Genomic DNA, 20,765 nt, shown 5'->3' on the forward strand with positions numbered 1-20,765 from the left:
CGTCAATTTTTAATCAAAGAAAATGCAAGAACAACAACATCAGATTAAAATTTACGGATTCCTGCAAAAAGTAGTGTATGCTGTTGTCGCATTGGATTGTGCATCGCTTTTTTATCTCAATGCTGATATTCCGGTTGTGTCCAATCTTTTAAAGAATTTTTCTAAACTGAGTTTTATTTCACCACCAATCAATGCCAAGTTTGCGACACTCATTTTGATTGGTTTAGTTTCAGTGGGTACAAAAGCAAAGAAAAAGAAAGACTTACATGTTGGGATTGAGATTGTGCTGCCAATGGTCTTAGGATTGGTCATGATTTTTTCATCACTGATTTGGCAGGGCGAAGCCGGAAATACCGAGCTTCCTAAACTATTTCCGGGGATGAATCTCTATCAGGTCATTTATACTGTTTTATCCTTTTTAGGAGCGGTTATTCTTCAGATGGGAGCAGATTCTATCTCGAAATACATGCGTCAGAAAATGGGAAAAGACCGTTGGAATGTAGAAGAAGAAAGTTTCGACCAAAATAAAGAGCTGATCGATACAGATACAAGCATCAATATTCCGTACCTGTTTCGGTACAATGGAAAAAATAATAAAGGTTGGATGAACATTAATCCGTTTCGCGGAACAATGGTCATTGGAACACCAGGTTCCGGTAAATCTTTTGGCATCATTAATCCGGCCATCCGTCAAATGATTGCGAAAGGCTTCTGTCTATGTATCTACGACTTTAAATTTCCTGACTTGGCACAGATTGCCTATTATCATTATTTATTGAAAAAAAGCAAAGATTCGGGTTATCATTACAGCTTTCATGTGGTTAATCTGAATGAAGTCGAAAAATCAAAAAGAGTCAATCCGTTCAAAAAAGACTATGTAAAAACCTTAGCAGAAGCGCAAGAAATGGCGGAAGCAATGGTTTCATCCCTTCAAAAAGGTGGTGCAAGCGCCGGAGGTGGTTCAGATCAGTTCTTTACACAATCTGCTATTAATTTTCTTTCGTCTTGTATTTATTTCTTTGCTACGCACGAAAATGGAAAATATTCGGATTTACCTCATATTCTTTCCTTTATGAACCGTAGTTATAAAGAAATTTTCGATACGCTTTTTCATCATGAAGAATTGTATTCGCTTCTTTCACCTTTCAAAACGGCTTATGATAACAAGGCATTTGATCAATTGGAAGGACAGATAGGAACGCTTAAAATTTTTCTTTCACGATTAGCAACCAAAGAAAGTTTCTGGGTGTTTTCAGGTGATGAAGTAGAATTAAAAATTACAGATAGAGATAATCCGTCCATTATTATTCTGGCTTCTGACCCGGGTACACAGGATATTAATTCCGCCTTGTATTCCGCCGTTTTAAACAGAACATTACGTTTGATAAACTCTAAGAAAAATTTACCCGGAGGAATTATCGCCGATGAGTTTCCAACGATTTACATTCATAAAATTGACAATGTAGTAGCTACGGCAAGAAGCAACAGAGTGGCTGTTTTGTTGGGACTTCAGGAAATACCACAACTTCGACAGTTTTACAAAAAAGAAGTTGCAGACACCATTTCTGCTATTGTCGGAAATATCATTTCCGGTTCAGCGAGGGATAAGAATACGTTGGACTGGTTGGAGAAACTTTTTGGGAAAATAAAGCAAAAAACATATTCCCAATCCATATCACAGCAGGGAACTACAACAAGCATTAATGAAAAAATGGATAATATGATTCCTGCCGGAAAAATTGCAGCCTTAAAAACCGGTGAAATGGTCGGAATGATTGCGCAGGGTGAAGAAGTTACACAAGAGTATAAAACATCAGCAATAAGTGGGAAAATCAATCTCAATATGAATGCGATTAAAAAAGAAGAAAACAGTTATCCTAAAATGCCCTCCTACTATTCTTTTGTGGATAAAGCAGGAAACAGTCGTAAAGAAGATGTTTTAATGACCAATTTCAGAAAAATAAATAAAGAAGTCGAACTAATTGTAAACGAACTTATAAGAGCGTAATGATGAAAAAATACATGTATAAATTAATGATTTTGGGAATTTTCTTTTCAACTTCATTGGTTTTCGGGCAGTTTAATACGCTTAAACCGATGATACCGAAAAAGTCGGAAACGAAGATTTCCGAAAAGCTGAAAAAGGATAAAAAAACTGAAATCCAAGAAGAAAATAAGGAAAAGAAATCGCTTAAAAAAATACTCGGAATTACCACCAAATCTGATCTAAGAAATGAAATCGATTCTTTGAAAACCTGGATAAAAGAATTTAATTCTTCCCATCATCAAAAAAGGAATGACCAAAATTTGAAGGATTCCTTGATTTGGCAATCACAACCGGAAAAAGTTAACATTCAAAAAAGAAAAACTACTGTCTCAAAATATGATTTTGTAGAAGAACCGGAAGATTATTTTCCTAAAATAGTCATGCCATTGAATCGAAAAATAGCAGTTACATCTCCTTATGGAATGAGAATACATCCGATTTCCGGGATATCGAAATTTCATAACGGAATTGATTTGGCAGCCCATTACGAAAATGTATATGCTGTAATGGACGGAATTATCACCGAAGCGAGCTGGGATAATAAAGGAGGTGGCAATTATATCAAAATCAATCATTTTAACCGATTTGAAACCGCTTATCTACATCTTTCTGAAATTTATTATCGTGTCGGAGAACGTGTAAATGCAGGATTCATCATTGCTAAGAGTGGCAATACCGGAAATTCTACGGGACCGCATCTGCATTTTGCAGTAAAAGAATTTGGACAACGAATTAACCCATCTCATTTTTTAAATGACCTAATCAAAGTAAACAATTTAATCGCAACTTATTATGCAAAATGAACATTTACCGACTGATGATCTGAAAAAATTCGGAATCATCAACGAAGACTTATCATTCTCTAAAAAATTGAATGAAAACGATATTCAAAAATTTCTGCAAGGCTATACGATCGTTGCGGACAATGACAAAAACAGAGCTACTTTTCAATTGGTAGAAAACAATACCAGACTGAAAGTTCACTTTTTGGAACGGGATAAAACGATTTCTGAGATTCTTGAAAACAGTAAAAATAAAACCCAATATACCGATACTTTTTCAAGATACAATGTAAACAATGATGGAAATTCAGCGCAACTCAGTTGGTCAAAAACGGCTTTTATCTATGATAAAGAAAGTGAAAAAACTGTCGAATTCGATTTAATTAGAAATAAGACTGAACTAACGGCAATCATTGCCGATACAAAAGATATAACGGAAATAAACCGCTATAAGAACGAATTGCAAAAACTGCAAAGTTTCTTGCAAGATAAGATAGATCAGTATCCGGAAATAGCAAAAGACATAATCAATGACATGAATATTGTTTCGAACGAAATCAATACCGTAAACAGTATTGCAGCTGACGAAAAGCAATTATCTAAAGCAGATAATACTGAAATTTATTTGAATGTGAACGATAAAGATTTATATGAAGATGCAAACAGAATGAGAGAAGAACAAGAAGAGGAAGAAGAAATACATAAACGCAAAGCAAGAGGAAGATAATTGTGGAAAGGGTCATTTTAAATGACATCTAAACCAAACTTTGACTGTTGCATTCATTTGCAGCAGTCTTTTTTTATACTATTTGTTCTTAGAGTAGTTTTTAGCCTCATTTGGTAGTTTTTAGTGTTCAACAAGTTGATTTTCTTTTGTTTATTGTTTTTAATCAGCAAATTAGCAGGATACATTTTGATAAATAATGAATGGGTAAAGATGGAAAATAAACTATCCTTGTTTGATAAGTACGTTACAATAAGAACAAAAGCTTACAAAGATTTTGTAAAAGCAATGGAAAACACATCTCCCAAACATTTTTTTCGAGATGACGAGAAACAATTTACAGAGAAAGAGAAAAAGTTTCTTCACATATATCGGAGTAGGGAGGGAGAACTTATAGAGGATTCAAATTTTAGTGTGAAAATACAAGTTGATCTGAAACAAGATTTACTGGCAGTTACACGCCATTTTAATAAAGCATCTGAAATGGTACACTTCATAGATGAACAACAATTAGGAAGTAAGAAGATGATGATTGTTCAAAACAATATAAAATTTACTGAAGCTACTTTTGACAATGAAGCATCAAAACAGAAATACCTGTCTGATCTGTGGGCAAAAGAATTTACAACACCAACGGAATTAAGTAAAGGATTGACCACTACACAAATTGACGAAAAACAAGCCTATCATTACCGAAAATATGAAGCAGAAGCTAAAAAATCAGGTTTTGAAATTACGTCGCTTATTTGGGAGGAAAGCATGATCAATCATTCACAACACCCAACAAATTTTTCCTTTCGCTATGACGAAGAAATGGAAGCCACTTCTTCAGGTTTTCAATTAGAAAATGTGATAGATTACGAGAGAGAAGATTTGCTGAAAAAAAATAAAGACCGGGAAATAATAGAAAAACTTCAAAAAGAAACAAGTGATAAACTTAAAAACAGATGTAGACCGTTCAGCTCCTCTGACAATGATTTCAAAGTTATGGAGCAATTTTCAAAAGTAAATATAGAATCTTTTAACAATTTTTTTGCAGATAGCTCATCTACTGTTGAACATAAAAAATACTCTAATCTAAAACAGGATTTAATTCGTAATAATTATCCTCCTGATAGAATTAAAGAAGTAGAAAATCTGGTAAAAGAAAGCACTTACACACAACAAGCTGAACCAAATAAAGTTCATGTTGACCATTTTATTAAAATACTAAATGATTTAAAAGAAGAAAATTCAAAGGGAATTGAAGTTGTTCACCAAAATCCTGTAAATGATGCTCTAAAACAAATTTCTGAAAAAATACAGGCTTTACACAGAGAACGTGATTATGAATTATTAGCGGACAATTTTTCTACAGCAAAACAAATAGAACACGAAATAAATGATTTAGAAGAACAAATAAAAAATAGTAACAATAAAAACCTCAATAGTATGACAACACAAGATTTTAACCAGGTACAGTATTTAAAAGACCAGATGAAGTACCTTGGTTTCGGAGAAGATGAGAAACTTCACAAAGACCTGGAAAATGGAATTAAATCGAAGAAACAACAATTTGACATCAAAACCACATCCGACAAAACCTTACCGGGAAACAAAGTTGATTTTACGTTGAATTACAGTAAAACGGAAAAAGGTGGCGTTTTTCTGAATTCTTACGATGCAAACTTAACCAATGAAAAAGGAGAATCCGTTGCCCAGAACTTTAGGATTTCAAGAGAGGATTCTTTCACGGCAAAAGAAGCGATCAACCTTTTAGAAGGACGAAGCGTTAAAATCGAATTCGACAATCCGAAAACCAATGAGAGAGAACCCGCTTTTGTCAAACTGAATTTTAACGAAGAAAAAAATCAATACGGCAACTACAACTTCCAGACGTTCTACAAAAATTATGGAGTAGATGCCGCAGAAATTGTAGAAAAATCCAACTTGATTTTCGATAAACCGGAATATAAAGCCGATACCGTTAAATCTTTGGAAAAAGGAAATGCAGTCAAAGTAAAATTTAATCACGCAGATCAAATAATGGAAGGGAAAGCCGTTTTGAATCCGCAATACAAAAACCTTTCGCTGTATGATAATTCCATGAACCGTATCAATACCAATAAACCTTTGGAAGGCCTCGATCAAGACAATAAACATGAAAAAAACAATGTGAAAGAACAAAGTATGAAACGCTAATTTTTAATCGACATTATCTCAAAACGGTAAGTCAGCGAATGATTTGCCGTTTTTTTTAAACTTAAACATTATGAAACCAATAATACCATTCTTTTATCTGTTTCTTCTTTTCATAAGCAGTTCCTGCCATAAAAAAGAAATTCAATCCGAAAAAGGCGGAATCGATATGATTTCCAATATCTATTTCGATGCATCTAAAGGCTTGGAGAAACTTCAAAGTTTTCATTTGTCTAAAATAAATTATTCAGGAGACACCATTATAGAGTTGGTTCCCGATTTTACCTTTCCTGAAATCAATCAAAGCTTACATTACATCAAAGATTCGATTTATTATTCTCTTGATCCGCAAAACAATGCCGTTATTCTCTCCGAAATGACCAAAACCCAAAATCCATTGTCCATTTGGAATAAAAAAGAAGGAGCCGTCTTTTCAATGGAAGAAATTCCGAATTACCAAAACAGAAGAAATTTATCAGACACCATTTTATTTAAGAAAAAATACAAACGTTTTGAAATCAATTCTCCGTGGAGTTATACCCGTTTTTATATTTATCAGACCGACACGATTCTACCGTATTCACTGTACAAGCACGCCGAAAATGATTATGGAGGACGACTGGAACGTATTGATTCCTACAATAAAAAAGAAGACATTTTTGTAACACTTCAACTCATTCCCAGAAAAAGCTGGGATGATACAGCAAAAGAATTATTTGAATTTAATCACTTTGTAAAAAACAGAAAAAATGAGTAATCAAGACACTTTACCTGTTTTTTCTGATGATATTTCCGAAATGATAGGAAGTAAAAACGAAATCATTGTATTTGAAAACAATAAGGATATGCTTTCCTTTTTAGAACTTCTAAAACTGAACAATCAAACCAATAACAGAACACTTATTACGCTTAATTCTGTGTTAAATTCTAAGAAATTTCTAAACAGATACCAGAATTTTGAAGGTAAAATATTTCTATGTTTAAGCAGAAATAAAGCCGCAGATGCGGCAACCGGAAAAATTCTGAAGGAGTTTAAGCATAAAGACATCAAAGATGTACGTACATTATATGACATTTGTGAAACGGGACATGAAAACCTAAGTGAATATTTAGAAAAGAAACTCAATCTTCAAAATAAAAATCCTATTTTAGTAGAACCTAAAAATCCAAAAGATGCAAATCGTATTAGATCCGAAGGAATTTCCAAAACTCAGCAAGTGGAATCCGGAACATCTCGACAAAACGCTGGACAATCTATCGAGAAAAGCAAATCCGAACAAAACGAAAATCACACAGGAAGACAAAATGTGGGCAGCAACCATGCTGGAAATGGACTTGCAGGCACAGAGCGGAGCGATTCGGGAAGAACCCGAGGAAGACCCAATGACAACACACAACAAAATGATGCTGGAAAAAATGCAACAAGAGAACATTCCCTGGGCGGAATCTTATCCGGGGGAATTATACCCGATAGATCAGGAAGAGGATTAAATTCATCGGTTCAAAATGAAGGGAATTTAGAAGTTCTCCTTTCAAAATACAAAGGTCAGAAGCTGACAAATGAACAAGTTGCAGAAGTCGTTTTTGCAGCTTGTTTTGTTTCTAATGACAATCAAATTCTTCTAAAAGAAAATCTTAACATTACCGAAGATTTAAAAGCCATCTGCAATCAGTACAAATCTGGTGGAACAGCAAAAGAAGGTCGGGGTATTCTTGATGAATATTACACCGATCAAAAAATAATTGATGCTGTTAAAAATCTTATTAAAGATAATTTCAAGGATAAAAAATCCATTTCGGTTCTGGAGCCAAGTGTTGGTACCGGAAACTTTATCAATCTTACAAAAGAGTTAAATAGTCCAACTTCGATAACAGGATTTGAAATAAACGAAACAACCGCTAAAATTACCAAAATACTTCATCCCGAAGCGGCTATTCATCTTCGTTCTTTTGAAACGGAATTTATTAATGAAAATGGCGGTAAAAAGGATTTTGCACAAGCGTACGATTTGGTGATCGGCAATCCGCCTTATGGGGAACACAGAGGTTATTACAAAGGATTGGGTGAAGAACCCAAAGTATCTAAATACGAGGACTATTTTGTTAAACGGAGTTTAGATGTTTTAAAAGACGGAGGAACTTTGGCAATGTTACTCCCATCGGGATGGCTGAATAGACAAAAAAGTTTGAAAAATGCTGAGATTTCTGAAGGTTTCCGATTGCCCAATGGCGCTTTTTCCGGAACACAAATCGGAACCGATATTATTATCCTCAAAAAGAATTCTTTAAAGCAAACACAGGATATTTCGAATTATTTTAAAGGAAATCCTGAAAGGATTTTAGGGAAGATCAAAGAAAAAAGCAACCGTTTCGGGCGAATGGAAGAATATGTTTCGGGAAATTTAGACGAAGCACTTCTAAAAATCGAACAGATTCGAAATAAAAAGCATACGACAGCAATACAAATGAGTTTGTTTGATATTCCTGAAGAAGATGAACCATTTCTAGTGCAGAAAGAAGAACTGAATCAAGTTCCCGATTTAGTTTCAAAAGATATTCAAGAAAATACAAAGAAAAATATCGAAAATGTGCTGTTACATCTAAACAACATCAAATTCAAAACACCGGCAATAAAATCTGAAATCAAAAAATATGAGAAATACCGAGATAATTCAGACGCTTTATCTTCAAAAGAATTAGAAAAAATTTCTACCGCTTCAGCAAAAATTTTAGAAAGATATTCGGGGAACGGAAATTCAGAATATAAAGTTCAGACACAACCGACTATTCAAAAAAAGATTCTCAAATATCAATTTAAAAAAGAAGATACGATCGTTCCTACTTCTTTGCAAAACAGTCCTGATATTTCTCCTGACGAATTAGAAGCTTTCCGGGATACCAATTACGAGGGAGTTTTGAATAAAAACGGTAAATTCCGTCAATATGCCAATTATATTGATGGGAAATGGATTCACGATTTTTATTACGCAGAAGGAAATATTTATAAAAAGTTAAAGCAATTAGAAATTGATTTTAAATCTTCTTTTTCGGAAGGATATTCTGAGGTGCAATATGCAAAACAAAAAGCATTATTGGAAAAAGTCCTTCCTAAAGCCAAAACGTTGGATGAGATTTCAATCAGTCCAAACCATGAATTTGTACATCAATTTGATTTAGGTACCATTGAAAAGGAAAGATGGAACAGTAATTCCCGAACAACGGAAACCGTAACAGAACAATATAATTTAGCAGAAAAGTTTAAAGATTTTGTAAGCAATTTACCGTCTGAAGCTTTTCAAGGTTCTTCGTCTTGGGAAGTTCGTCAATTTGTCGATAATGAAACAGTAACAGGAAGCGACAAAGAACGAAATGCTTTAGTGCGTGAAAGACGAAAAGAAGCTGCAAATGATTTGTTTGGAAAATTTATCCATGAAGAACTTTCTGATGATTTACGGGAACGATTTGTCAAAGATTTTAATCGAAATTACAATAATATCCACGTTCCGGATTATTCAAAGTTTCCGTTGTTTTCAAAAATTTACCAAAATTTCAAAGGAAAACCACTGCAATTAACCGAAGTTCAGAAAGGTGGAATCGGAAGAATGACCACGAAAGGCGTCGGACTTTTGGCGCACGAAGTTGGTTTTGGAAAAACACTTTCAGGTATTCTCTCGATGCATGAAGCAATGGAGAGAGGAAATGCACAAAAACCACTTATAGTCGTTCCTAATGACAGTATTTTAAAACAATGGGTTGATACTATTTTTGAAACCATCCCAAATGCGAAAGTGAATGTTTTAGGGAATCTTGGGAAAGATTATGATCTTTCAAAATTTGATAATAAGGACGGAGAAATTACGCTTGTCACGTATGAAGGATTTAATAATATCGGTTTCTCGCAGGAAATTACGGAAAGACTAGCTTCCCGATTTAGTTATATTTCTGCAAGTGAACTCAAAGGGATAACGAATTCCGAAAGAGATTTTCAGAAGGAACTGGAAAAAGATAAAGAAATTCAAGGCAAAATGAAGCGTGGAAAAGTCTACGATTGGGAAGACTTCGGTTTTGACCATTTGACTTTTGATGAAGTTCATAATGCGAATCATATTGTAGGTAAAGTGAGGATTGAAGACAGAAAATTTGCTTCTGATTTCAGAAGCCAGAACCAGCAAACCTCAAAATTAGGAATCAATACCTGGATGGCAGCTCAGTACATTCAGGAAAATTATGACGGTAGAAACGTTACGCTGCTTTCTGCTACGCCTTTTACCAACAAACCGTTGGAATATTATTCCATTCTTTCGCTGATTGCCAATAACCGTTTGGAAGAATCCGGCTATTTCAATGTCAACACGTTTTTTGAAACCTTTATGGAAGCGGATAACGATATGGAAATTGATGCCAAAGGCGATGTGAAGTTCAAGACCAATGTCCGCAGATTTAAAAATAATACGCTGTTTCAACAGCTGTTATCGGAATTTATCGATATTAAAGGAGAGGAAGATAATCCGGAATTGATGCGTCCTGCAAAAATTAATAAGGAATATAAAATTGAACAAAACGATCTAACGAAAGAACAATACAATTTACTCCATGATAATTTTGATTATGAACAGAAAGGTGCAATACTCACTCATATTCTTAATGCACGGTTAATTGCCATTTCACCGTATTTATCACCATATTATGATGGAGAAGAACCTTCCTTTAAAGAATTTACAGAAAATTCTTCAAAGCTAAAGCAAACAATGGATTTAATCCGACAGAATAAAAAAGACATTCCGGATTCGGGACAGATTATATATTCTGAATTGGCTGTCTCCGAATTTTCAAAGTTAAAGGAATACCTTGTACGTGAAGTTGGTTACAAACCCGAAGAAATTGGTATTATTACAGGAACAACAAGCAAACCAAACCGTTTAAAAATTCAGAATGATTTCAACTCCGGGAAAATAAAAGTAGTCATTGGGAGTGAGGCCATTCAGGAAGGAATGAACCTTCAGGAAAATACGACAGATATTTATATGCTTTCATTGCCGTATAATTTCACTTCTTTACGACAGGTGGAAGGTCGTGCATGGCGACAGGGAAATAAAAATGAACATGTACGAATTAATTTTATGCTGACCAATGATAGTATTGACGTGTTTATGCTTCAGAAGTTGCAATCCAAACAAGCCCGATATTTGGAAGCAATGAAAAACGGAGCGGATGTTTTAGATATTTCGGATATCAGCACACAGGAACTGAAAACGGCAATTATTACAGACCCGATCACTAGAGCGAACATCGAAATTGAGTTGATGAAAAAACGATTTGAAGATGAAAAGAATAAGTTTCTTGCCGATAGTGCTTTTGTCCTGAGAAAGTATGAAGCTTTCATCAAGGTACAGGAAGAAGTGACTAAAGCTCAGCATAGTTACAATAGAGTTTTAGGCCATTCTAAAGACGAAAATGGAGATTACTGGAAAAACCAGCTGCCGTACTATCAAAAAGGAATTGATTCAGCCAAAGAATTGGTTTTGGAAGCTATTGAAAATCTATCAAAAAAAGGGGTTAATGTAACAGAGATTGAACAGCAAACCAAAGCTACCGAACATAAAATAGAGGAACTTGACAAAAAAATAGAAAATCTTCCGGAAGTGAGAAAGGAATTAGTCGTGCAATACAAATTAGAGAAAGAAGAATCGCTGAAAATCGCTGAAATCCAGAATTATGTAAAAGAAAGAGAAACCGAAAATTCCGAGTTATTTATAACTAAAGAATCTTACAAAACTTTAAACAATAATCACCCGGTAGAAAAAGAGAATGATTTGGAAGAAGAAACAGAAATATATGTAGGAAGAAAAAGGTAAAAGCTTTACTAAAACTCATAAAATAACCAAAGGTAGACGTACGTCTACCTTTGGTGTTATTGTGAATGTTTAATTAATATATTGTGATACAATAATCAGAATACATCTGACTACCCAATTAAGGAAAGTCTCTATTAAATAAGTTTCTATCTGCTTCTAACCATATGCATGGTACTTTATTATAAAATAAGTTGCGCTAAAATAACATATCTCTATGAAATTTTTCTAAAACGGTCTCCCAAAATAAAAAATATTACAATTATAAGTATAATAATAATCCAACTGATGATAATAAATAATGAAGCCTTTTTTTTAGGTAGTGCTTCGAATTCGATTAAATAAATTTTCCATTTTTCTGAGAAATCAAATATAATAATGTTTAATAAAATTATTACTCCACAAGGAATAAATACAATGGGCTCTGTTAAACTTAAGGTAGGCCTAGTTTTGTTAATTATAGAGTAACTAAAAATAATACAATAATAGATTAGTATTTTTATAATGATAAGAGAAAGCTCTGCTTTAAATTTAGAAAAAATTTTGGGAGCAGATATTTTCTCCCAAAATAATAATAACGTATAAAAGATAAAAAAATAAATTCTTTCCATTTATTATAGTTTTTGAGCTCCCCAAGGAGCTATATAAAAATGAGTACGGTTATTTCCTGTGTTCATTATAGCATCTACTTCTTTTTGAAATTTCACGTTATCATTCATAGCATTTACTGCTCCTCCAGGATAAAAAGCTTCTAAGGTTCCATAAAGAAGTGATGCAGGAGTACCCCAACCAGTAAGCCCTAGAGCTCCCATTCCAATATTAGTACCAAGTTTACCGCCAGAAATTTCATTATTAGAAAATTTATTCACATCCATGATAGCCCCTACAGCGAATAATGATTTACCCATTACACTTCCTATTCCATTTAAAGTATTACTTTTTAAGTATGTCTTACCATTGCCATAAAATCTATTCCCTAAAAAATTTACAGGTGAGTTCGGTCTGGCTGTTCCTATATATAATTTTGAAGAAGTATTAGATAGACCTGAAGCGGCATAACCTAAAGTCCAATTAGATTGATCGAAAAAGCTACCACTCTGATAATTACCGGCCATTACTAAATGACCACTTGCAAAACCAAAGTCAGCTGTATTATTTTCTAATAATTGAGTTGTATTACCCATTGTTAGAGATGCTGTACCATTTTCATTAAGATTTAATGAACCTGTTTCTCCTGTAGCCTTGTTATCAACATTTATAGATGCAGAGGGGCCTAAATATGTTTCACCTTCTGCTAATTTTGTAGAAGCATTTTCTTTTGTTAATGAAGCATCATAAACATAATTCCCAAGTCTATCTTGTTTCCAATCTTCAGCAGCCATCCCATCAGGGTCAATAAAATAAACAGGATTATTTAACGCATAAGTATAAGGAGAGAAGCGTCTTGATTTTTCAGCTAACGGGTCAACATTAAACCAACGACCTATTGTTGGATCGTAGTTTCGTGCACCGTAATCATACAAATTAATATTAAAATCGTCTTGTAACTCTTTACCATTGTATTTGTACTTATAGTTAGCATTCGCAACATTTGTATTGTTGTATCCCTTATGTTTTAAGCCAAACGGATAGTAATTGTTTTCTTCTAATACTTTTAGAGTGCCATTACTTTCCTTTTGGTAGCTAAGACGAACATTCCCTAAATGATCAGTGTAATTGTACACATAATTAAAAGCTGTACCACCAGTTACATTTACATAACCTTCTGCTGTTGGAAAAAATTGTAAAACTGATTGATTTCCTTTTCCTGCTTCTTGAGAATACTGAAAACCATTCATATAATAAGTTGCTTCAGAATTTGATAGCAGATTCTTCTGTACATACTTTGCTAACTTTGTCCCGGTAGCATCATATGCATAGCTGATCTTATCTCCATTTCCCCAAAGAACTTCTGTAGGTAAATTTAAGGAATTATACGAAATCTTCGTAATTCCTTTGTTTAAATCTTGAATTAAATTTCCATTAGCATCGTAGGCATAGTCGTTACCCGAAGTATTTCCATCTATAAAACCTACATCTTTGTACCCGGGACTATCTGTTACAGCCAGCAATTTATTTGAGTTGGCTTGATAGGTATAATTCGTATCATCTATCCAAATCATATTGTTAGAGATATCTTGCTCACCCGAACGAGTTATTCCAATAATATTCCCATTCTTATCGTACCCCTTGATAATTTCATTATAAGCATTAACTATCTGATTAGCACCTTTGATATAAGTACCTTCTCTTAATCGATTGAGATTATCATATTGATAATTATAACTTCTGATAATATTGTCAGAGACTTTCCAAATAGCTTCATTAATATTCCCATTGTACAAAGGTTTGAATCTTTGAGGTTCCCATGTCAAACGAGTTACTTTATCATAATTTAAACGAAATGAAAACAAATCTTTATACGTTCCGGTTTCCGTTACATCAATATTATTGATATCTGTTAACCATCCACGGATATTATACTTATAATCCACTTTTTGTAAAGGTGTAGACGAATTGGTGTTTCCAACTTTTTTCGAAGTCAATTGATTAATCTCGTTGTAAGAGTTCTGAACAATATATTCCTTTGGATTATTGTTGACCTGATGGGTTTGATACTTCAACAATTCATTGGGATAATAATCAAATTCTTCTTTTACTGTCATCTCATTACCTTCGGATTCTGACAGTTTGTGTTTGGTCATCGTATTTTTAACCTTCCCTCTAAAATCTAAAACAGAAGCTGTTGTTTGGTAACCATCTAAATAATTCACCAAATGTGAAGCGACCGGACGAAGGTATTCTTCGTCGTAAAATGTATAGGCTTTGTTCCATGTTGTTTCACCCAAAACGTTGGTATAACTTGCAACAGCCAAACCTTTGGTTCTTGTATCATTAATTCCAATAACATTCTGTCCATCTATAATAGAAAAAGGAGTAACTCCTAAATTTTGATAATGATCGTAATACTGAACAGATTGAACGGTTAAACTTCCGTTAGGAAATTGATTGTTGGTATAAAAAAGACCTGTACCATTATTTCCCAACCCTACACTTGTTCTTTCTTCGTTATTAGGCGTTCTTTTATTATTCAGCGCTGTTTGCATTGAACCTCGTGTGGCTGAATTTTTAAAGAAACCTGAATACACCATTCGTCCAAATTTATCGTATTTGAAGAAAGTCCATCCTTTATTTGTTCCTGTTCGTTGATTGATATCTTGTTGTAGTGTTAAACGATCTTGAGTGTCATACACCATAAATTCTCTTCCTTTACCCGGAAGTTGTTTTTCAACCAACCTGTTCTTTTCATCATAGACATACTGATAACCTAGTTCATCCATCAACTTTTGCCAATCGGCTCTCAGTGGATTCGAACCGTAATATAAATCTAGAAGTTTAGGAGGCAGCACATAGGCTAAGTTTCCGTAAATATCGTATACGTAATAGGTATCGTGTCGGCCATCGCTTGTATCAATTCGTTTTAGGATCACCTGCCCTTCTTTATTTTTGAATTCAACAATAGGCTGTCTATTCTCATCAGTCGTCACCGTTTTATACAATGTCCCATTTGCATAATATACCGGAGAAATTCGCCTCGTTAATTCTATGTCATATACTTTTGTAGTGGCATTATAAGTTGTCTTTACCTCAAAAATAATGACTTCATCACTTGATTTATTGGCTTGATAACTAAATTTAATTTCATGTCCGCTTCCGGGAGCCCATGATTTTCCGGGAGCTGCTTGTGCCAATACACGATTCAATGGTGAATTTTCAAATGTTTTCTCAGAGAATGGAGTTGTATCACCTGTTAAAGTTGAATAAAATGTCGTTCCTGTTGAAATCGTATCTATCTGATTACTAGAGTTTGAAATAGGAAATGGCAAATATTCCCGTGCCTGTCTTCCGAATTCGTCGTATTCGATAGGGGTTACGATCGTTTTTCCTAATGGAGAAGCGCCTACTTGCAGCACTTGTTTTTCACGCCCTAATCCATCATAATAAACAACGGTTTCCTTTTTCTCTGTACAATCTGCTTTTAAACATTCTGTGGTTTTAATGTAATTTTCTCCTAACGACGGCATAAACTGCTCTTGGTAATCAGAAATACCGTTCCCATTTGCATCAATAAAGGCAATAAAAGTTGAACCTGAACTTGCTTTTACATTAAATCCAGGCTGCATAGAAACAGTTCTTTTATCACTTACTGAGGTATTGGCAGAAGTAGGAGTATTAAGTATCTTCTGAGCAAAACTAAACCCAAAAAGATGAATGAGAAAAATGATATAGATTTTTTTCATATTGTTTAGTTTTTGTAATTGTATTTAAATGTTTTGATCACTTCTTTTTTGTCGTTTCTGATTTCTTCTAAACGATTGGAAGCATCATATTTATAATATTCTGTTTGACCATTTGGAGTTGTGATACTCGTTACACCAACAAGTGGTTGGTAAACATATGTCGTGATCATTGCATGAGGGAATGCTGTACGTAAAGTATTAAAAGATTCTTTCGTCAGAGAACCATCATTACTTTTCGTTTCTAAATCACTGATATAAGCAGATACTTCACTATAAGCAGCTCCTTCAATTTTAGCGATAGGGTACTGCCCGTTATATCCCCAAATAATGGCTACTGAAATGCCATTCTGGAGAGCGTATTGAGTCAGATTCCCTTTGTTATCATAACTACTATAAATGACTTTACGATCATCCGTTTTATTTATGTCTATACCACTTCCTTTCTTTTGATGAACAACAGACTTTTGAATAATTCCGTTGAATTCTGCATATTGATTGTGGATTTCAGAAATATACGTGTTTCCAACTTTTTGTTTTGTAATGACCGGTTCTGAAATACGGTTTTGAAGAACCAATTGTGACATCTTATTACTGTCTGTATAACCACTTGTCAAATCCGGTGGATACTGATATTCTGTCGTGATGATTTCGCCTTTAGAGGTTGTAGTAACTTCACTAATAGGTTTAATTTGGTTATAATTGTAATTAAATGTTTTAATTTTTTCTATAAATTGTTTATTTTCAAAAAAATCTACTTCTTTGGTTTCTTTTAGTTTTATCCATGTACTTGGATAATAATAAGCATTCACATCGAAAGTAAATACTTCACTTCTTAAGGGACCTGCATAAGATGAACGAATACTTATATCCATTGCAGGATAAAGGTATTCAGGATAAGCACTATCATATTTTGAAGAAAATTGATTGAAATAATTATCAAATTCGTAAATATTAGTGATTGTCCTAACAATACTTCCTTTATCATCTTTGTATGTTTCATTTTTCAATAACCCTCCCATATAACCATTATAAGGGCCTTGGGAATAAGGTAATTGATACTGAGAATATCCTTTTCTATAAGGGATATAAAACTCTTTTTCAATTGTGTAATAAGAGCTATCTTTTAAATTAATTATTTTCTCTGTCACGTTAGGATAAACAATGGATTTATTTTCTAAAGCATATAAGTTAAAGTAGTTTTGACTTGATACGTTTAAATATTCACAAAAGTTATCAGGATCTGTATTATATGTAGGCTGTTTAGTTCTGGTATAATAATTCATATTCATATCTCGACCAAGAAAAAATCCGCTAGGTTCATCCGGTTGATCAAACTTTTTGTAGATGTACTGTTTTTTATAAGTTTCTGTATTTGCATCCTCTTTTAAAACCAATTCTTGTACACGAAGATTACCGGCTGTTCTATATACAAAGGGAATCTCCCTTTCTTTCTTAATAAAATAAGAGAGACCAATAGTAGCAGGAACATTGAAATTTAATGAAGGAGTACTTCCTAAACCACGTACAAATACATATGTAAATTTAAAAGAAAGGATATCTCCTTTTTCCAAATTAACGGAATTAGCAACAGTAGGATCCCGATAAATATCATGAGGACCTTTGTCATATAACTTTTTCCAAGGTTTATTATTTATAAAAACTTCTACATAATAATGGCTAACTGTAGGAAGAGATTGAGGTAAAGTAGTAGGATCATAATCTACTTTTTCCATTCCTTCATAAGAGAAAGTTAATTTAGGAGAAGTAAAATTGGAATCCTCTACTACAAAAGACTTAGTGACTGATTGTTGTACTTCAGATGCAGAAGCAAAAGTTCCAATATTTTTTTGTTCCTCATAATATTCTTTATACCCTTCATCATAAAAATCATCTAATTCATATTTTATCTGTTGAAATCCACCTGTCGGAAGTTGAATAGATTTCATAGAGCCGATAATAGCATCATTTAATCTCGGATTCTTATTGGCTCCTTCGTAAGAAGTTAAAATTCCTGATTTATCTACATATTTGTTAGAAGAAGGAAGAAAATCTCCTGCACTGCTATAATTCCCCCAATAATCTTCTTTTCCGGAGAAACGTGAAGGAAAGTCTGTTTTTAGTGATCTTTTATCAACACCATAATAATTAAATGAATAATTGGTATTCGTTAAACTTTCATTCACTTTAAACAAGAATAAGCGTTTATTCAAATTCTCTTGATTATTTTGAGGAATAATTTGAGAAGGGGTTGTAGAAGTTGTAAAATCTGATTCTAAATTATAGTTCTTATATAATTCATTGTTTTGATAAAATTTTATTGATTTTAAAACCTTTCCACCTATCACTTCTTGATTATTTGAAACATAATCAAATGTAATTTGACCATTTGGATAAATCACTTCCTTTATGACCTGATCTGTAACGTGTTGATGATTTCTACTAACAGAGAATGCTTTTCCATAATCAGGACATGGCATCATTCTATCTTTGTCTGTACCATCGGTTTTTAAGTCTAAACTTTTATCGTAAGAAGCCGTAAAGTTATAACTATCAGATTCATATTTAAACTGAATGATTTCATTGGTTGGTAGCTTTATAGAGTCTAGACGATATGAAAAGCCCACTTTTTCTGAATTGGTATAAGTGTTGTCCGTAGGAGTTGCGTGTAAATTACTATTGGTTATACTTCTATATTCAGAAAAAAAGTAGGTATTTCCTTGGTCATCTATTAGCGTAGTGATGTTTGAAATTTTTATATCATCTTTTGGAATCGTATGAAAATTTCCTTTACTATCTTGGATAAATCTCCCTGATTTTGAAGGAAGTGAATAAATAAAATAATCTTTATTTGCATCTAAAACAGGCAGTTTCCCTGGTAAATTATTTACACCAGTCAATCTTAGAGCCTTCATATAATCATTGTCTCCGGACGTCAGAGGCTTATCTTCATTTGGTTGAAATTCATAATATTTTTTATCCAATTTAAGTTCTTCAACCACATTATCAGACACTCCTCTCACATCTCTATTCAATGAAATATTTCCTACATTCAGGACCCAGCCTGTTCCAACTCGTCCACTTATGTTATTCACTCTGATACCTGTAGTAGAATAATCCAATGAGATAGGTAAATTCAATTTTTTTAAAGAAATACTTCCCAAGTCAACTTTGTAACCATAAGTTCCGGTGTAAGTACCGGGAGGTAAATCGATATTTTTAATCAAAGCTGCATTTTCAGGAGTTTTAGGATATATTTCAGGAATATATGAATAGCTTTTTTGCTGTGCTTGTGAATATGTTAAAAATAATAGAGCGAGCAAAACTATATTTTTCTTCATGTGTTACTTTTTGATAATTTTAATGGATTCGGTTTGGTTGTTGGTTTTGATTTTCAAGATGTAAACGCCGGCCGGATACTTTCCTAAAGAAACAGGCGTAGAACGGTATTTCACTTCTTTCGACTGTAAATGCTGCCCTGTTAAATTGTACACTTCAATAGTCGCTTTTTGAAAGTCTTTGTTGATCAATACATTCACAATATCCGGGGTTGGATTTGGATAGACTTCGATATCATCCCGTTTTGCTGCAACAGATTTATCGCCTAACTTCACCAAATAAAAATCCGATTGTCCTTTATTTCCTTTTGATTCCTGAGTAGAATTTCCAAATAGAATCAAGGAACCATCGCGTGTCGTAATGGCTTTTTCAAGGTAATTGAATCCTTTTTCACCAAACTGTTTTTTCCAGATTTCCGAACCATTTTGATCAAAAGATTTGGCCACGTAATAACTTTCAATTGAATGATCATTACCACTTGTTCGTTTATTGGCTGTAAGAATAAAAGAATGGTCAATTGATTTGATTTCTGTAATTGCGACATCCTCATTTATTTCCAACGCAGTCATTCTTTGAGTTTGAAAATTAAAATCGGTCTGAATAACTTTGGGTTTTAATTGATTCTTCTCTTTTTCCAAAATAGAAAACAAATACCCTTTTTCATTTTCCTGAAAAGAAATCAACTGATGATCAGAAGTCAAATCGAACGCATATTCCGAAACCAGCTCTCCTTTTTGATCAACCTGTACAATCCATGTTGCATTTGAAGTTTGATCAATCGATTTATTTCCACTTGCAGGTGAATTTGAATTGCCAACTAAAACAAAACCATCTTTTGTTTCCACAACCGATTTGATTTGATCGTCAAATGCCCCTCCAAATGTTTTTTCCCAAAGGAGTTCACCTTTCTCATTCAGTTTGATGATGTAATAATCGTTTCCACCAAAATTTTCACTTTTTTTCAAGGAAGAAGAAGTTGAATTAGAGTTCGCAGCAATTAAATACCCTTTATCTTCTGTTCTGATGATGTCAACCGGAATATCATTTCCATTTCCGCCAAAAGATTGTTGCCATTGTAACTGGCCTTTCGCATCAATTTTAATGATCCAAACATCTTCATTCCCTTGATTTTCACTTATTTTATCACCGGATTTCGAAGAAGTAGAAGCGCCTGCTAAAATATAACCTCCATCGGCTGTCGATTTCGCTGCGTAAAGAAAATCAGCTCCATTCCCACCAAAAGAATTCTGCCATTCCTGTTTGCCGTTCTCATTCATTTTCCAGATAAAATAATCCAGACTGCCCTGGTTTTTCTTTTGAATATCACCTGTCGCATCAGAAGCAGAACTTCCCAAAATCAAGAAGCCATAATCAGGTGTAGGAATTGCATTGTAAAGATATTCTGCAAATTCTCCCCCGATAGATTTTTCCCACAAAACTTCTTGTTGGGAAAAAGCAAGCATAGATGCCATCAAAGAAAAGATAGAAAGTAGTTTTTTTCTCATA

General features: G+C 33.7%; 10 protein-coding genes. 6 read left to right on the forward strand and 4 right to left on the reverse strand.

Going from position 1 to position 20,765, the window contains the following annotated elements:
* Nucleotides 1–22: 22 nt before the first annotated feature.
* The 6 genes from H277_RS0104800 (at nt 23) to H277_RS0104825 (ending at nt 11,586) form a co-directional block, all read left to right on the forward strand.
* A complete protein-coding gene (locus tag H277_RS0104800) occupies nt 23–2,008 on the forward strand; it encodes a type IV secretion system DNA-binding domain-containing protein (protein ID WP_019974447.1) in 1,986 nt (661 codons plus the stop codon).
* Between the two features lie 2 nt (nt 2,009–2,010).
* Entirely contained in the window at nt 2,011–2,850 is an 840-nt protein-coding gene (locus H277_RS0104805) for a M23 family metallopeptidase (RefSeq protein WP_244874879.1), read from the forward strand.
* A complete protein-coding gene (locus H277_RS0104810) occupies nt 2,840–3,556 on the forward strand; it encodes a hypothetical protein (RefSeq protein WP_019974449.1) in 717 nt (238 codons plus the stop codon). The genes H277_RS0104805 and H277_RS0104810 overlap by 11 nt, the downstream gene beginning before the upstream one ends.
* A gap of 210 nt (nt 3,557–3,766) precedes the next feature.
* Complete coding sequence (locus tag H277_RS20375; RefSeq protein ID WP_185093386.1) at nt 3,767–5,734, forward strand: hypothetical protein; 1,968 nt, start codon at nt 3,767–3,769, stop codon at nt 5,732–5,734.
* Between the two features lie 70 nt (nt 5,735–5,804).
* Entirely contained in the window at nt 5,805–6,488 is a 684-nt protein-coding gene (locus H277_RS0104820; protein ID WP_019974451.1) for a hypothetical protein, read from the forward strand.
* Nucleotides 6,481–11,586 carry a helicase-related protein gene (locus tag H277_RS0104825; RefSeq protein ID WP_019974452.1) on the forward strand — a complete coding sequence of 1,702 codons (5,106 nt, stop codon included), beginning with the start codon at nt 6,481–6,483 and terminating at the stop codon, nt 11,584–11,586. Before H277_RS0104820 ends, H277_RS0104825 begins: the two co-directional genes overlap by 8 nt.
* Nucleotides 11,587–11,798: 212 nt before the next feature.
* On the opposite strand, the gene H277_RS0104830 is transcribed toward H277_RS0104825, so the two are convergent.
* The 4 genes from H277_RS0104830 to H277_RS0104845 are packed head-to-tail and all read right to left on the reverse strand — an operon-like array spanning nt 11,799 to nt 20,764.
* Nucleotides 11,799–12,194, reverse strand: coding sequence for a hypothetical protein (locus tag H277_RS0104830; protein ID WP_019974453.1), 396 nt, complete (start codon nt 12,192–12,194; stop codon nt 11,799–11,801).
* Between the two features lie 3 nt (nt 12,195–12,197).
* On the reverse strand, nt 12,198–15,923 hold the full coding sequence (locus H277_RS18635; protein ID WP_019974454.1) for a DUF6443 domain-containing protein: 3,726 nt from the start codon (nt 15,921–15,923) through the stop codon (nt 12,198–12,200).
* Between the two features lie 5 nt (nt 15,924–15,928).
* The gene (locus tag H277_RS0104840) at nt 15,929–19,261 is read right to left on the reverse strand and encodes a hypothetical protein (protein ID WP_019974455.1); all 3,333 of its coding nucleotides are present in this window, start codon (nt 19,259–19,261) and stop codon (nt 15,929–15,931) included.
* 3 nt (nt 19,262–19,264) lie between these two features.
* Nucleotides 19,265–20,764, reverse strand: a complete 1,500-nt coding sequence (locus tag H277_RS0104845; RefSeq protein WP_026357414.1) for a T9SS type A sorting domain-containing protein — start codon at nt 20,762–20,764, stop codon at nt 19,265–19,267.
* Between the last annotated feature and the right edge of the window lies 1 nt (nt 20,765).

This window comes from Empedobacter brevis NBRC 14943 = ATCC 43319 (assembly GCF_000382425.1).
Classification (GTDB): Bacteria; Bacteroidota; Bacteroidia; order Flavobacteriales; family Weeksellaceae; genus Empedobacter; species Empedobacter brevis.

Excerpts from the sequence above, each read along its gene's own strand:
- H277_RS0104800 (WP_019974447.1), top strand. The coding sequence starts at position 23 with ATGCAAGAACAACAACATCAGATTAAAATTTACGGATTCCTGCAAAAA.
- H277_RS0104805 (WP_244874879.1), top strand. The coding sequence starts at position 2,011 with ATGAAAAAATACATGTATAAATTAATGATTTTGGGAATTTTCTTTTCA.
- H277_RS0104810 (WP_019974449.1), top strand. The coding sequence starts at position 2,840 with ATGCAAAATGAACATTTACCGACTGATGATCTGAAAAAATTCGGAATC.
- H277_RS20375 (WP_185093386.1), top strand. The coding sequence starts at position 3,767 with ATGGAAAATAAACTATCCTTGTTTGATAAGTACGTTACAATAAGAACA.
- H277_RS0104820 (WP_019974451.1), top strand. The coding sequence starts at position 5,805 with ATGAAACCAATAATACCATTCTTTTATCTGTTTCTTCTTTTCATAAGC.
- H277_RS0104825 (WP_019974452.1), top strand. The coding sequence starts at position 6,481 with ATGAGTAATCAAGACACTTTACCTGTTTTTTCTGATGATATTTCCGAA.
- H277_RS0104830 (WP_019974453.1), bottom strand. The coding sequence starts at position 12,194 with ATGGAAAGAATTTATTTTTTTATCTTTTATACGTTATTATTATTTTGG.
- H277_RS18635 (WP_019974454.1), bottom strand. The coding sequence starts at position 15,923 with ATGAAAAAAATCTATATCATTTTTCTCATTCATCTTTTTGGGTTTAGT.
- H277_RS0104840 (WP_019974455.1), bottom strand. The coding sequence starts at position 19,261 with ATGAAGAAAAATATAGTTTTGCTCGCTCTATTATTTTTAACATATTCA.
- H277_RS0104845 (WP_026357414.1), bottom strand. The coding sequence starts at position 20,764 with ATGAGAAAAAAACTACTTTCTATCTTTTCTTTGATGGCATCTATGCTT.